Genomic DNA, 14,256 nt, shown 5'->3' with positions numbered 1-14,256 from the left:
CCGCCCGCCGGGCCCCGGCCACCAGCGCCGCGTCGGCCTTACCGGCACCGCGCTGCCCGCGGAGGCCGGTCCGCACCAGCACCGTCCGCCAGGCCCCAGCCACGCCAGCGCCGCGCTGCCCGTCGATCGAGAACCGGGGACCCCGGAAGCCCCGCATACCCCCGAGGATTACCTACTTCGGGGGATGCATAGTGCCCCGATGCGGGGATTGTTCACCGTCAATTAACCCATCTGGGGGATGGAAACCTAAACTGTGCCCTGATCCCGCCCATAATCTGGGCGATTCCCCATAAACCCAGCAGGAGTATTCGTGAACCGGATCCCCCTTATTGTCAGACTGATCGCGGGCATCGTGATCGGCATCGTGGTCGGCGCGATCTGCCGCTCCGCGGATGTCGAGTGGCCGATCCGCGCGTTCGCCACCTTTAACCAGATCTTCGGCACTTTCCTGAGCTTCGTGATCCCGCTGATCATCTTCGGCTTCATCGCCCCCGGCATTGGTTCCCTGGGTCGCGGTGCGGGCAAGCTGCTGGGCCTGTCCCTGGGCGTTGCCTACTCCTCCACGGTCATCGCCGGTCTGCTGGCGCTGCTGACCTCCTTCGGTCTGTTCCGCTTCCTGCTGGACGGCGCCCAGGGTCTGATGGAAACCGATAACCCGGAGGACGCCCTCGTCGAGGCGTATACGAGCATCGAGATCCCGCCGGTGATGGACGTCATGACCGCGCTGATCCTCGCCTTCGTCGTCGGCCTGGGTATGACCCGCCTGAGCGATCGCACGATGTACCAGCTGACGGATGATTTCCGTCAGATCATCGAGCGCCTGCTGAGCTCCGTGGTGATCCCGCTGCTGCCGTTCCACGTGATGGGCGTGTTCGGCAACCTGACCTACGCCGGTGTGGTGGCGAACATCCTCGCGGTCTTCGCGAAGGTCTTCATCATGGTCCTGGTCCTGCACTGGGTCATGCTGGTCTTCCAGTACTGCATCGCTGGTGCGGTCTCCAGCAAGAACCCGTTCACGATGCTGCGCACGATGCTGCCGGCCTACGTCACTGCGCTGGGCACCCAGTCCTCCGCGGCCTCCATCCCGGTCACCCTGCGCTCGGCGAAGAAGGCGGGCCTGCACCCACGCTTCGCGGACTTCCTGATCCCGCTGAACGCGAATATTCACCTCTCGGGCTCCATCATCACCATCACCTCCTGCTCCATGGCCGTGTGGGCATTGGCTCACGGTGAGATGATCTCCGTCGGCCAGATGATCCCGGTCATCCTGGTGCTGGGCATCATGATGGTCGCCGCCCCGGGCGCCCCGGGCGGTGCGGTGATGACCGCGCTGGGCGTGCTGGAGTCCATGCTGGGCTTCGACCAGCCGATGCTGACCCTGATGATCGCCCTGTACCTGGCGCAGGATTCCTTCGGCACCGCCGCGAACGTCACCGGCGATATGGCCGTGGGCCGTGTGGTCCAGGGCCTGGCTTCCCGAGTCAAGGGCATCGAGATTCCAGAGGACGATCCGGAGCTGCAGGGCGCTGGCGCTGCCGCAGCTGCTGAGAATGAGGAGCGCGACGCGTAAACCGTGACTTCTGAAGCCAACAGCCCCATTCCCACCACCGTGACCCCACGGGCGGTGGGAATTTGGGTTACGGGTGTTTTCGTCTACGTCATGGCGGTGCTGGGACGCACCTCCCTGGGCGTGGTCAGCGTGGACGCCCTCGACCAGTTCCAGATCAACGCCGGGCAACTGGCGGTGTTCACTACTGTGCAGCTGGCGACCTACGCCTTCGCCCAGATCCCCGCGGGTCTGCTGGTAGACCGGCTGGGGCCGCGGAAGATGATGCTCTACGGGGCGGTGCTGATGGCTGTGGGCCAGGTGCTGCTGGCGTTCACGACGAGCTTCCCGGTGGCCGTGGCTGCCCGCGTGCTGGTGGGTGCGGGGGACGCCACCGCGTTCCTGTCCGTCATGCGGATCATTCCTGCCTGGTTCCCGCTGCGCACAGCGCCGTTGTTTGGTCAGGCGACCGGGGCGGTGGGGCAGTTGGGTCAGTTCCTCTCCGCGGTGCCCTTCCTTGCGCTGGTTGGTTCCGCGGGCTGGAGCATCGGTTTTGTGTCCCTGGGCGCGGTGGGGTTGCTCGTAGGGATCGTGGCCTTCGTCGTCGTGTGGGATACGCCGGTGGAGCTTGCTGAAGGCCGACGCGGCGGCGTCGAAAACCAAGAAGACGGACCGGGCCCCTCGCCGATGGTGGCGGTGAAGTACGCACTGGGCAACCGCACCGCCTGGCACGGCTTCTTCATCCACTGGTCGGGGCTCTCCCTGCTGGTGGTGTTCACCCTGCTGTGGGGCATGCCGATCATGACGCTGGGCATGGGCATGGACAAGGCCACGGCCGGGTGGGCGATCTCCGCCTCCACGCTCGCGATGGCGGTCTGTGGGGTGCTGGTGGGGTTCCTGTCCGCCCGGTTGGGGCGGTCGCGGTGGAAGGCCATCGTGGTGGGGACGTCGCTGGGTGCGGCCGCGTGGCTGCTGTTCTTCATCTCCCCGGAACCGCGGACGGCCGCTGCGGCGTTCGTGATGAACGTGGTAATGGGGGTGGTCTCGCCGCTGGCGAATATTGGTTTTGACTCGGTGCGCGAGGAGTGCCGGCGTGAGTTCGTGGCTACCGCGACGGGGCTGGCGAATATGGGTGGTTGGCTGGCCGGGATGGCCGCCAACCAGGCGATGGGGATCTACCTGACGCTGGCTGCTCCGAACGGGGATTACACCTGGGCGGAGTTCCGCTTCGGCTGGTTCGTGGTGCTCGGCGTGTGGGCGCTGGGCCTGGTTGGAGTGGTGGCCACCCGGCCGCGTCGCTAGGCTTCAGTGGCATGTCCCGCACTGCTTCCGCTCATCCTGCCCGGCCGGCCCGCGTGCTACAGCTGACCGCGCTGCTCGCCTACGTGGCCGTCGTCCTGGCGCTGACGGTGGGCAAGAGCTTCTACCAGATCGGTTTGCTGTGGAAGCCGGAGAATCAGCGGGTGCGCGAGCTGTTGCTGGTGCCTTTTGAGCTGGTCGGCCAGTCCCCGACGATCTTCGGGGTGGTCTTCGACTACGTGGGCAACGTGGCCTTCTTCGTTCCCCTTGGCATGCTGTTGGTCGTGGTGTTTTTCGGGGTGAACCGGCCCGTGTGGCGCGCGGTGTGGATCGCGGCCCTGCTGAGCCTGGGTATCGAGGTCTGCCAGTACGTGTTCTCGGTGGGGCGGACCTCGGTGGATGACTGGTGGTGCAACACGCTGGGCGCTTTCCTGGGCGCGTTCTTTGCGGTGAAGATGGGGCCGCGTTGGCACAAGGTGTGGGTGTGGTTGGCGCTGGCACTCGGTGTGGTGTTCGCGGTATTGGTGGGGTTGGGCGACCGCTTGGGGGATCCGGAGAAGGTCGTCGGCTAAAGCTTTAGGCAAGCACAACACCCGCCAGCGGGCAGTGAGTCAGGGAGTGATTCGATGAGCACGTTCACCAAGCACAATCCGGGGCGCACCGGCGCCTGGGAGGCCGCGGGGCTCGAGTGGCTGGCTGCCGCCCGTGACGGTGGCGGGCTCGGTGCGAAGGACGGTGGCGGGGTCACCCGGGACGGTGGCGGGGCCACTGCCGCTCAGGGCGCCCGGGTGGTCGGCGTCGTGGAGCGCACCCCGGACACGATCGTCCTGGAGCGGGTGCAGGAGACCCGCCCCACCCCAAAGGCCGCGGAGGCCTTTGGCCGGGAGCTGGCTGCCACGCACGCCGCGGGCGCCCCGTGTTTCGGTGCCGGCCCGGTGAACGCCGCGGGCGAGCCCTGGGAGGGGACGGGCTACCAGGGCCCGAACGAGCACCTGCTGCCGCTGCCGCTGGGCCAGTGGGAGAGCTGGGGCGAGTTCTACGCGAACCTCTTAGAACCCCTGATCGATCCCGCCTGGGGCGGTCTGTCGAGCGAGGACCAGCAAGCCGTCCGCGCGCTGCTGGAGCGGCTACGCGACGGGGACCTCGACGTCCCCGGCGACCAGGCCCCGGCCCGCTGCCACGGCGACCTGTGGGCGGGCAACGTCCTGTGGAGCCCCGAGGGCGCAGTACTCATCGACCCGGCCGCGCACGGTGGGCACCCGGAGACGGATCTGGCCGCCCTGCAGCTGTTCGGCATCGCGCATCAGGAGCGCATCCTGGGTGCGTATCAGGAGGCCGCGGGCTGGGACTCCTCCTGGCGGCAGCGCGTGCCGCTGCACCAGCTGCACCTGCTTTTCCTGCACGTCGCGGTCTTCGGTGGTTCCTATGTGCGCCAGGCGATGACGGCGGTGCACCGCAGCCTCGCGCTCTAACCGCTACCCGCAGCCCGTCATCGGCCTCCCGCTAAGCTTAAGCCCATGAGATCCACGCTCCCGCTGCGGGCCATCCGGCTGCGCCACGTGCTGCGCGAGCCCAGCTCCTGGGTGCACCAGATGCCGGTCGTCGCTGATCTTAGCGAGCGTGGCCGGCTGGAGTTCCCCTCGCCGGTGACCGTGCTCTCCGGGGAGAATGGCGTGGGCAAGTCCACGCTCCTGGAGGCTCTCGCCCTCAAACTGGGCTTCGGGGCCACCGGGGGCCGCCTGGACGATCCGTTCAAGCAGCCGAGCACAGGCACCGAGTCACCGCTGGTCCGCGACCTCGTGGCGGATCTTTCGCAGCCGCTGCTCCGAGGCTATTTCCTGCGCGCGGAGAGCCACCTGACCCAGGTGCTGCACAACCAGTCGCCGATGGAGGCCGCGGGCCGAAACCGACTGGAGGCAGACTGGGACATCACCGCCCGCTCCCATGGGGAGTCGATCTTCGACATCTTCCACGAGTACATCGACGGCGCCGGGCTTTACCTCCTCGACGAGCCCGAGGCCGGCCTGTCTACGATTCGCCAGATGGCGTTGCTTGGCCAGATTGCGGAGGAGGTTCGCCAGGGCGCGCAGTTTATGATCGCCACGCATTCGCCGATCCTCATGGCCTTCCCCGGCACCACGATCTACGAGATCGGCGACCGCGGCATCCGCACCACCGCGCTGGAGCAGACCGAGGCCTTCACCGCGCTCGCGGAGTTCTTCGCCGATCCCCACGGGACCGTGGACTTCCTGCTGGGGGAGTAGGCCTTCTTCTTTTTAGGACGTCACCAGCTGGCGTCCTGCTGGGCTCGCCGGGTCGGTGTGAAGGGCCTCGGGGCTACGCAGCCCGCGCGCCGGGGAACCCCGTAGTCTCGCCGACAAGCGCCCAAGCCGCACCAAATACAGCCCGCGGGCCGGGGAACGCCGACGCCGTGTCTTCAGCGTGGAAGGCTGAGGCTTACACGACCTGCGCGCCGGGACGGGAAACTCGCAGCCACCAGCGCACGGCGATGACCGCCACGAGAATGCACAGCAGGTTGCGCACCACGAGGATGCTTGCCGGGATCACTGCCGGGCCGGAGGAGACCAGCCAGCCATAGGAGATGGGGAAGACCAGGAAGCTCAAGCCCGCGATGATCACGTTGAGAACCCCGAGCACCAGCGGAGCGCCCTCGCTGGTGTCTAGTAGTACGTCCCGCCACCGGGCACCCTCGCCGCGAACACCGCGCTGCTCGATCCTTGCAGGCATGGCCAGGCAGATCAGGGGTGCCAGCCACAGCACGTATTGCGGGGAGAAGACCTTGTTGCCGAGCAGCAGCAGGGCCACGAGCATCGTCGCTGTAGCCAGGGCGCGTTCGGTGTTCCATCCGCCGCGGAGGAAGTGCCGCAGCGCGATGTACACGCCCAGCAGCAGGGTCAGCGCCATGACCGCGGTGGCGGCGTGCATCGCCAGCTCCACACCGGGCCCGGTGACCTCATAGCTCTTGGAGGAGGAGAGGTTGATCTCCCAGCGATCGTCGAAGGCGGAGAGGAAGGTAAACGGCGTCGCGGCGACCGACTCCACCTGGAGGCCGCGGACGTCCTGATAAGTCAGTGGGCTGATGACGCGCTCGAAGCCTTGGATGGCGGTGGTGATACCCACCAGCACGGCGAGCGTGAGGGCGAAGAAGCCCAGCCGCTGCCACGTACCGCGCGTATCCCACCGATCCACGAGGGCAACCGCCAACACCCCGGGCCACAGCTTTGACGCGGTGGCGAAGGCCAACAAGGCGCCTGCGACCCGCGGGTGGGAGACCACCACAGCCACCCCCACGCCGACCGCGAGCCCGGGGATCAGGTCCAGCCGGGTCAGCAGGATCGGCCCGATCGCGAAGCTCACGCCGACCCACGTCCACGCCCCGAGGAACCGCCCCAGACGCAGCAGATATCCCGTGAATAGTGCCCCGAGCAGGCAGCACGCGAGGGCGAAGATCAGGAAGAATGCGGTCTCGCTGCCGGGTGCTACCACGTCCGCGACGGCCTTGACCGCGCGGATGGGCCACACGCCGACGTCCGGGTACTCACTCAACGGAGTGGGGCTGCCGCCGATGCCGACGATATGCTCGCCGAACGGGCCGGAGAGCAGACTGCCGTTGCGGTAGTAGCTCACGTCTTCGGTGCCCCAGCGGTAGGTGGCCACGATCCACAGCTGGAAGATATTGGCCAGCAGCCAACAGACCCACACCGCGATGGGGGACTGGTAGACCGGCCGCGCCGGGCGGGACGCCGCAACCGACCGCCCCGACGTCGCCGGACGCTCTGCCGTGACCTTCCGACTCGCCCTGACTGCTCGCGACGTCGTTGTTTCGGACGTCGTCCCGTCGAACGTCGCCGTTCCGGACGACGCCCCGTCAGGCATTGCGGTGTCGGTCGCCCCGTCGGACGTCCTTCCGTTGGACACCGCCCCGGTGGACGCTGTGTCGGACACCGCCCCGCTGGTCGCAGGCGTCTCCCGCGAGGATTCGCGTCGGGGGGTGGGGTGGGGCTGTTTCACGCAGGTTAGTCTAGCCTGTTTCGGCTGGTCTCACCCGATGTCGGGGCAGTGCTCTAGGATGTGGAGACGTGGACTACATTTCGACTCGTGATTCTTCCCGTATCCCCGCCAAGTTCTCAGACATCCTGCTGGGTGGCCTGGCCCCGGACGGTGGCCTCTACCTGCCTGCCGAGTACCCGCAGCTGAGCGATGAGACCCTCACCGAGTGGCGCGAGCTGCTCGCGGAGAAGGGCTATGCCGCGCTGGCTGCCGAGGTGCTGAAGATCTTTGTGGACGACATCCCGGCCGAGGACCTGGAGGCCATCACGGCCCGGGCGTATACGACGAAGGCCTTCGCGCACGAGGAGATCGTCCCCGTCACGGAGCTCGAGGACGGCATGTACCTGGGCCACCTCTCTGAGGGGCCGACGGCCGCGTTTAAGGACATGGCCATGCAGCTGCTCGGCGAGCTGTTTGAGTACGAGCTGGCCCGCCGCGGCGAGACCCTGAACATCCTGGGCGCGACCAGCGGTGACACGGGCTCGGCGGCCGAGTACGCGATGCGCGGTCGTCAGGGGATCCGCGTGTTCATGCTGACCCCGGCCGGGCGCATGACGCCTTTCCAGCAGGCGCAGATGTTCGGCCTGGATGACCCGAATATCTTCAACATTGCCCTGGATGGGGTCTTCGATGACTGCCAGGACGTGGTGAAGGCCGTGTCCGCGGATGCGGGTTTCAAGCGGGATAACCGCATCGGTGCGGTGAACTCCATCAACTGGGCGCGCCTGATGGCCCAGGTCGTGTACTACATCTCCTCCTGGCTGAAGCTGACGGAGTCGAATGACCAGAAGATCAGCTTCTCCGTGCCGACCGGCAACTTCGGCGACATCTGCGCAGGCCACATCGCCAAGCAGATGGGCCTGCCGATCGACCGACTGATCGTCGCGACGAATGAGAACGATGTGCTGGACGAGTTCTTCCGCACCGGCGAGTACCGGGTGCGCAGCTCCGCGGAGACGCTGAAGACCTCCAGCCCGTCGATGGATATTTCCCGTGCGTCGAACTTTGAGCGCTTCGTCTTCGACCTGCTGGGTCGGGACGCCGATCGGGTGGCGGACCTGTTCGGTGTGAAGGTGCGCGAGGGCGGGTTCTCCCTGGCAGACGACCCGGCGTTCCCGGAGGCGGCCGCGAAGTATGGTTTCGCGTCCGGTACGTCTTCGCACGCGGATCGCGTGGCGACGATCCGGGATCTGCACGAGCGCCTGGGCGTGATCATCGATCCGCACACCGCCGATGGTGTGAAGGCCGCGCAGCAGTGGCGTGACCAGGTTGAGGGCCCGATTGTCGTCCTGGAGACGGCGCTGCCGGTGAAGTTCGCGGAGACCATCGAGGAGGCCATCGGGGAGGTCCCTGAGGTTCCGGAGCGCTTCGCCGGGATTATGGACGCCGACCGCCACGTGGTTGATCTTCCGAACGACGCTGAGCGCGTGAAGCAGTACATTCTGGACTCCATCGCGGAGACCAAGGAAGTCGAGAACTAGGGAACTGGCCTGGGCCGGGCTGGGCGCGGGGCTGGGCCGGGCTGGGGCGCCTAGGTGCTGGACCTGGCTGGGCGGGGATCAGGGGCCTGGACCGGTCCGGGTGGCATTAGGGGCCTAGATCGAGGAAGCAGGGTCCTAGGCTCGGTTAGGCTCCTGGACGGGGGTAGGGGCGCTAGGCCGGGGGCTGGGCGCGGGGTCTAGGCCAGGATGCACATGGGCGTTGCCCACCCGCGTCGCCGCTCATGCCACCGACGTATGGTGGGGTTCGCAACTGTTTTCGCGAGCCTTGAGGAGGCGTGGCTTTGAAGATTGGTTTTCTGGGTGCCGGTGCGCTGGGCGCATACTATGGCGGTCGCATGGCCGAGACGGGCCAGGAGGTTGGCTTCGTCGCCCGCAACGAGACCCTCGATGCGCTGCGCACCAAGGGCCTGACGCTCATCGATGACAATGAGGAGACCTCGGTGGTCTCCAACGTCGCCGCGGCAGAAAACTTCGAGGAACTTGCGCAGACGATGGGCGGGCTGGACGTCATTATCAATGCGACGAAGTCCTTGCCGGGAAACGACTCCTTCCCGGACGTCTCCGACATCAAGACCGCCGACGGCAAGCAGGTGCCGATCGTGACCCTGCACAACTCGGTGGAGGTTCCGCAGCTGGTCGCGGAGCAGTACGGCGAGGAGAACGTGATTCCGGGCATCGTGCGCGGCTACTTCGTGCACAAGGGGCCGGCGACCGCGCAGTTCCTGCCGGGGATGAAGGTGCTGAACATCGGCACTTTCGATCGTGCGCAGGATAGCCACGCTTATCGGGTGGCCTGCGAGCTCAGTGAAGCGCTGGTTGCGGCGGGCTTCAAGTCCGAGGTCTGGGATGACATCTTCGTGGAGATCTGGTCCAAGGCGATGTTCGTGACGCCGACGGGTGCGCTGGGCGCGCTGGCACACCAGCCGCTCGGGTACCTGCGCGAGGAGGGGGCTGAGGGGAAGCCGGGGCTGCGTAGCACGCTGGAGGGGCTGATGCGGGAGTACGAGGCGGCCGCGCGGGCGCACGGCGTGGGGCTGCCGGAGGACATCGTGGAAAAGACGATGGCGCTCACTGATAAGCAGCCGGATTCCGCGACCAGCTCGATGCAGCGCGATATCCGTGATGGGCTGCCGAATGAGCTGGATGCGCAGGTGGGCGCGGTGCGTCGCATGGCTGCGCGCGTTGGTGTGCCGACACCGCTGCACGACATGATGCAAGGCGCGCTGGAGGGACAGATCAAGGCGCAGGCCGAGGGCCGCCAGGGCTAGGTGCACCGGGCTAGGGGGCGGACCACGCCCCACCCAGGCCCCGACCAGGCCTGGCCCCATTCACGCGCATCATTCATGTTTTGCAGAGTTTGATGCCGGAAAATGCCCGAAAAGCGACATTAAACTCTGCAAAACACACATAGCGGGGAAGGCCGCGGGGCCGCGGGGCGGGACCCCGGCCGCTCCCAGACTGGGCCCAGGGGCTGGCCTGGCACCGCCCAGGACCCTGCATCTGGCCTTGCTCCGGCCAAGCGTGGCCACGAACCGTGGTTTTGGGCCGTCGCGTGTCACTTTTTGCGGGTTTCGTGGCATTTCACAGCCCAAGGCGGGCCACGGGCGGACCGCGAGAGACCCAGAGCGCACATCATTCATGTTTTGCAGAGTGTTTCCCCCCGCACCCCTCATGTTTTGCAGAGTTTGATGCCGGAAATCGGCCAAAAAGCGGCATTAAACTCTGCAAAACGCACGCAGGGGGAGGGGGTGAGGCATGGCCATGCCGTGACCTGCGCCAACGCGCGGTTTTGCCGCAAAACCTTGACGCCAACCCACACCTACCCGTAGGTTTATGACCTACATGGTAAACCCCATAACCAGGGAGGTGGTCATGCAGACTGATCCAGCGGATCCTCGCCCGATCTACATACAGATCGCGGAGGACCTCAAGTCCATGATCTTGTCCGGGGAGCTCGCCATCGACCAACGGGCCCCATCCACGAAAGAGCTCTCGGAGTTCTACCAGGTCAACCCCACAACGGCTGCCAAAGCCATGACGGAACTCTCACAGGAAAAGCTCGTCGAAAAGAAACGAGGGCTCGGCATGTTCGTCACCCAGGGTGCCCGCGAGCGCATCCGCAGCGAGCGCAAAGGCGCATTCCAACGCACCTACATCGACCCCCTCAAAAACGAAGCCGCCGCCCTCGGCCTCTCGCTCGAGGAGATCATCGCCATGCTGAAGGAGGAGAAGTGAGCATCTACGGAGTCATCGGCCCGAATGGTGCCGGCAAGACCTACTACCTGCGCACCCTCAGCCAGAACCCTGGCACGGCGCTAGCCCAGGCCGCCCCCGACACCGCCCTCTACGGCGCCACCCCGCGCGAGTACTTCGCCATCGCGAAAACCGGCTGGTCAGAGCTCGATATCGGCCGCGCCGAATCCCTCCTCGACTTCCCGGCCACCACCCCGATGAAGAGCCTCAGCCTTGGGCAACGCCAGATGGTGATCACCGCCGCGGCCCTTGCCTCCGGCCAACCGGCCCTCCTCTTCGACGAGCCCTTCAACGGCCTCGACGTCGAGTTCCGCAATCGTCTGCGCAGCATGTTCATCGACGCCATCGCGGACGACGACGTCATCACCGACGACGTCGCGACCGTCACCCCCAACACCGACGACGCCGACATCGACGTCGTCCCGTCCCCGGACGCTGCACCCCCTACGGACGCAGCGCCGTCCACCACCGCCCCGGAACGGACGATCGTCCTGACCTCCCAGCACTCCCAGGACCTCGCGGGCCTGGTGGAGACGCTGATCGTCATCCATAACCACGAGCCGCACGGCCCATTCGACGTCGAGCACCTCCGCACGCGCCACCCGGTGCTGCGGGGTCTCACGGAGCAAGTGGGGCTGATCGCCGCGGACCTGGCCGTGTTCTCCCGTAAGACCCTGGGGGAGCGCACTGAGCTCGTGCTCGCCGCACCGCTGAGCGCGTCGGCTGCCGAGCATGCGCGCACTCTCGGCGTTGAGGTGAGCTACCTCGACCCCGCGGAACTGATCGACCTGGCCAGCACGAGCGCTTATATCGAAAGGAGCGCACAATGACACTCGGAGTTTTTAGCGCCACGAACCCGCGGACTTTCCTTGGCGTGAGCGCGGGAGCGATCCTGCTCGCCGGTTTCGGCGGCCTGGTTGTTTCCCGCGGGACGGAGAACGCGATGCTCGCGATTTTTGTGCTCGCGGTGCTGTTCGCGGTGACCGCCGCGCGTTCGGTGCGGCTGCGCGTTTTCGGGGTGAGCTCGACCCGCTGGGTGCGCTCTGCGGCCGTGTCTGCCGTGGTGGTGTCGCTTGCGGCCGCGGCCCTGGTCACGCTGATGATTATTGTTGCGGACCGGAATCCGACCTTCTATCAGGACTTTGCTTCCTTCACCGTCCAGGCGCACGGCTACGAGGTTGCCGGCGGCGCGCGTTACGCCAGCGACGGCCCCGGCATGCCGGTGGGGACGTTTGCGCTGACCGGACTGTGCGTGTTCCTCAGTTTCCTGATGGGCACGGTGGCAGGCACCGCACTGGGCGCGGTCTCCGGTGCGCGGGGGACGCGGGCGTGCGTTGTTGCTGCGGTGGGTAGTTTCGTTGTGGCCTACGGTGTTGGGGCGGTGTTCATGGTTTTGGACGTCAACATCGCCGCGCCGTGGCCCGGCGTACCGATGTTTGCTGTGGTCGTGTGTGCAGTGTCCGGGCTGGTGCTGGCGTGGGCGCTGAGGACGGAGCGCCGCCCCATGCCAGCGGTGGTGCCAGAGCTGCCTGGGGTGACCCCGGGCCACCGGGGGTAGCCCCCGAGGGGCCAGGTGGCGTGGCTGAGCGCTAGCTACCCCGCGCGCACCTCATTTGCGCACCAGCCCGCCCCTCATGTTTTGCAGAGTGTGTTCCCGTGACCCCTCATGTTTTGCAGAGTTTGATGCCGGAATATGCCCAAAAAGCGACATCAAACTCTGCAAAACATATGGAAAGAGGGGCTGCCCGGGCCCGGGGCGCCCACGCCGGGGGTTAGGCGGTGGAGCCACGGCGGCCCTCAGCAACCCAGCTGAGGAACCTGCTCGAGCATGCCGTCCAGTGCGCAAGGAGCAGGAAGGGGATCGCCAGCGCGACCGCGTCCAGCCACGCGGAGCCATTGACCAGCGCAACCTGGTGGCCGCCCATGCTGACGGTGCCCGGCGGAAAGGTGCACGACCACCACGCCGGGGAGTAATCCACCCACCGCGCCACATTCGGGTAGAAGGTGACCATCGCGTAGATCGCCAGCGGAATAGCAAGCACGAGCGCGACGTAGCCGTAGTACACCGACGTCGTGCTGGGGTAGAGGATCTGCATCGCGGTCGTGGACTGCCCGATCACGCCGAGCGGCACCCACGCGGTCGCGGAGTTCGGTCCTGAAAGATCCACCTCGCCGTGCCACGCCGCCCAGTAGACGTGCGCGAAAACCGGCACGGCGGTGAGCAGCGACATCACGAAAAACGCGGTGCCCATGACGTGGTACATCTGCCCGTAATCGCGGGCCAACCAGCCAGCCACCGAAGCGGAAATCATTGGCCCGACCAGTGGTAATCCCCATGTGAATCGTGGTGTCCCAGAAAAGCGGGATAGCTGGATCGCCCACGTCACGGTGGTGACGGGTGCACCAATCCAGAACCCGATGAGGCGGTAGGTGGGGACGTCCGTCAGACCAGAAAGTGCAGCACCGAGCGCGAGGATGCCGATGAAGAACATCGACCACTCGGCCACGGTGGTGCGCTGGAAGCTCGGCTGCCGGTAGCGGGCGAAGCCGATGGTCAGTGCCACGAGGATCACGCACGCGATCGCTGCGAAGATGCTGGCGCCGATCATCATGTCCTTCTCGACGAGCAGGCGCGCGACGATCGAGGTGCCCATGAGGCTGCCACCCCACGCGGGGCCCGGCGGCGGGAGTTCCCGAAACTTCTTTATCACGCAGGGCATAGTAACGCCCCACGCCCCGCACACCACCGCCGGGGTGGGCCATCTTCACGGGGCGGGATCCGACGCTCATAACGCGAAGGGGGCAGCGTCGGGGTGCGCGTAGTGGAGCCGGCGGGCCAGCGGCTGGCGAAAGAACTCCGCCCACCGGAACGTTTTGCAGATGGTGTTCCCGATCTCTCTCGTGTTTTGCAGAGTTTGATGACGGAAATCGGACGAAAAGCAGCATCAAACTCTGCAAAACGTACAGAGGGAGTAGGAATGCGCGAAGGGGGTGTGGAAACGCGCATCAAACTCTGCAAAACACACCAACTAGCGGGCGGTGAACCTGGTTTTGGGCCGTGGCGTGTCGTTTTTTGCGAGTTTTGTGACATTCCACAGCCCAAAACGGGCCGTGAGGGGGCTCAGCACGCCCCATTCGCGCATCAAACTCTGCAAAACGTATAAAAGAGGGCGCAAAACGCGCGAGAGTGTTGCGAAACGCGAAGGAGGGGCGAACGGCCATGCGGACCGTCGCCCCTCCTTCGATCTGGTCAGCGGTCAGCCAGACCAGCAGCCAACCGACCGCCGACCCAGCCCGTCCACCGGCCACCAGCCAGCAAACCGACTAGCAGGCAACAGACCAGCGGAAACCCAACTAGCAGTCGTAGTACAGCTCGAACTCCTGCGTCGTCGGGCGCAGGCGGGCTGGCATGATCTCCTCGTCGAACTTGTACCGGATGTGCGCCTCGATCAGGTCCTCGGTGAACACGTTGCCGGCGGTGAGGAAGTCGTGATCCTCCTCCAGCGCCTCGAGCGCCCCGTCCAGGGAGTACGGCACGGTCGGAATGTCCTTCAGCTCCTCCGGCGGCAGCTCGTAGAGGTCCTT

Annotated in this window: 12 protein-coding genes and 1 pseudogene; 10 read left to right on the top strand and 3 right to left on the bottom strand. The window is 66.2% G+C overall.

Features of this window, described 5'->3' with window-relative positions; translation table 11 throughout:
• Positions 1-310: 310 nt before the first annotated feature.
• From HMPREF3097_RS04500 to HMPREF3097_RS04480, 5 genes are read left to right on the top strand one after another with little or no spacing between them, the layout of a single operon-like run.
• Positions 311-1,570, top strand: coding sequence for a dicarboxylate/amino acid:cation symporter (locus HMPREF3097_RS04500; RefSeq protein WP_070761264.1), 1,260 nt, complete (start codon positions 311-313; stop codon positions 1,568-1,570).
• Between the two features lie 3 nt (positions 1,571-1,573).
• Positions 1,574-2,848, top strand: a complete 1,275-nt coding sequence (locus tag HMPREF3097_RS04495; protein WP_246821282.1) for an MFS transporter — start codon at positions 1,574-1,576, stop codon at positions 2,846-2,848.
• An 11-nt stretch (positions 2,849-2,859) separates the two neighbouring features.
• Positions 2,860-3,417, top strand: a complete 558-nt coding sequence (locus HMPREF3097_RS04490) for a VanZ family protein (RefSeq protein WP_070761262.1) — start codon at positions 2,860-2,862, stop codon at positions 3,415-3,417.
• A gap of 54 nt (positions 3,418-3,471) precedes the next feature.
• A complete protein-coding gene (locus tag HMPREF3097_RS04485) occupies positions 3,472-4,317 on the top strand; it encodes a fructosamine kinase family protein (RefSeq protein WP_070761260.1) in 846 nt (281 codons plus the stop codon).
• A gap of 45 nt (positions 4,318-4,362) precedes the next feature.
• Positions 4,363-5,109, top strand: a complete 747-nt coding sequence (locus HMPREF3097_RS04480) for an AAA family ATPase (RefSeq protein WP_070761258.1) — start codon at positions 4,363-4,365, stop codon at positions 5,107-5,109.
• A gap of 193 nt (positions 5,110-5,302) precedes the next feature.
• On the opposite strand, the gene HMPREF3097_RS04475 is transcribed toward HMPREF3097_RS04480, so the two are convergent.
• Entirely contained in the window at positions 5,303-6,877 is a 1,575-nt protein-coding gene (locus tag HMPREF3097_RS04475) for a hypothetical protein (protein ID WP_070761256.1), read from the bottom strand.
• A 68-nt stretch (positions 6,878-6,945) separates the two neighbouring features.
• Between HMPREF3097_RS04475 and thrC the strand changes: the two genes are divergently transcribed.
• From thrC to HMPREF3097_RS04450, 5 genes are all read left to right on the top strand, one after another.
• On the top strand, positions 6,946-8,397 hold the full coding sequence (thrC, locus tag HMPREF3097_RS04470) for a threonine synthase (RefSeq protein WP_070761254.1): 1,452 nt from the start codon (positions 6,946-6,948) through the stop codon (positions 8,395-8,397).
• Positions 8,398-8,693: 296 nt separating this feature from the next.
• Positions 8,694-9,686, top strand: coding sequence for a 2-dehydropantoate 2-reductase (locus HMPREF3097_RS04465; RefSeq protein ID WP_083317951.1), 993 nt, complete (start codon positions 8,694-8,696; stop codon positions 9,684-9,686).
• 604 nt (positions 9,687-10,290) lie between these two features.
• Complete coding sequence (locus HMPREF3097_RS04460; protein ID WP_070761250.1) at positions 10,291-10,653, top strand: GntR family transcriptional regulator; 363 nt, start codon at positions 10,291-10,293, stop codon at positions 10,651-10,653.
• Complete coding sequence (locus tag HMPREF3097_RS04455; RefSeq protein ID WP_070761248.1) at positions 10,650-11,501, top strand: ATP-binding cassette domain-containing protein; 852 nt, start codon at positions 10,650-10,652, stop codon at positions 11,499-11,501. The genes HMPREF3097_RS04460 and HMPREF3097_RS04455 overlap by 4 nt, the downstream gene beginning before the upstream one ends.
• Entirely contained in the window at positions 11,498-12,229 is a 732-nt protein-coding gene (locus HMPREF3097_RS04450; protein WP_070761246.1) for a hypothetical protein, read from the top strand. Before HMPREF3097_RS04455 ends, HMPREF3097_RS04450 begins: the two co-directional genes overlap by 4 nt.
• A 214-nt stretch (positions 12,230-12,443) precedes the next feature.
• On the opposite strand, the gene HMPREF3097_RS04445 is transcribed toward HMPREF3097_RS04450, so the two are convergent.
• Positions 12,444-13,391 (bottom strand): TDT family transporter, encoded by a 948-nt coding sequence (locus tag HMPREF3097_RS04445; protein ID WP_083317950.1) that lies wholly within the window; start codon positions 13,389-13,391, stop codon positions 12,444-12,446.
• Positions 13,392-14,025: 634 nt separating this feature from the next.
• Positions 14,026-14,256: pseudogene (locus HMPREF3097_RS09935) on the bottom strand (glutamine synthetase); the annotation flags it as partial.

This window comes from Corynebacterium sp. HMSC27B11 (genome assembly GCF_001815985.1).
GTDB lineage: Bacteria > Actinomycetota > Actinomycetes > Mycobacteriales > Mycobacteriaceae > Corynebacterium.
Note: the sequence above shows the minus strand (reverse complement) of the source record. Positions and strands in the feature narration are given on the sequence as shown.

Excerpts from the sequence above, each read along its gene's own strand:
- HMPREF3097_RS04460 (WP_070761250.1), top strand. The coding sequence starts at position 10,291 with ATGCAGACTGATCCAGCGGATCCTCGCCCGATCTACATACAGATCGCG.
- HMPREF3097_RS04445 (WP_083317950.1), bottom strand. The coding sequence starts at position 13,391 with ATGCCCTGCGTGATAAAGAAGTTTCGGGAACTCCCGCCGCCGGGCCCC.
- HMPREF3097_RS04480 (WP_070761258.1), top strand. The coding sequence starts at position 4,363 with ATGAGATCCACGCTCCCGCTGCGGGCCATCCGGCTGCGCCACGTGCTG.
- HMPREF3097_RS04490 (WP_070761262.1), top strand. The coding sequence starts at position 2,860 with ATGTCCCGCACTGCTTCCGCTCATCCTGCCCGGCCGGCCCGCGTGCTA.
- HMPREF3097_RS04450 (WP_070761246.1), top strand. The coding sequence starts at position 11,498 with ATGACACTCGGAGTTTTTAGCGCCACGAACCCGCGGACTTTCCTTGGC.
- HMPREF3097_RS04485 (WP_070761260.1), top strand. The coding sequence starts at position 3,472 with ATGAGCACGTTCACCAAGCACAATCCGGGGCGCACCGGCGCCTGGGAG.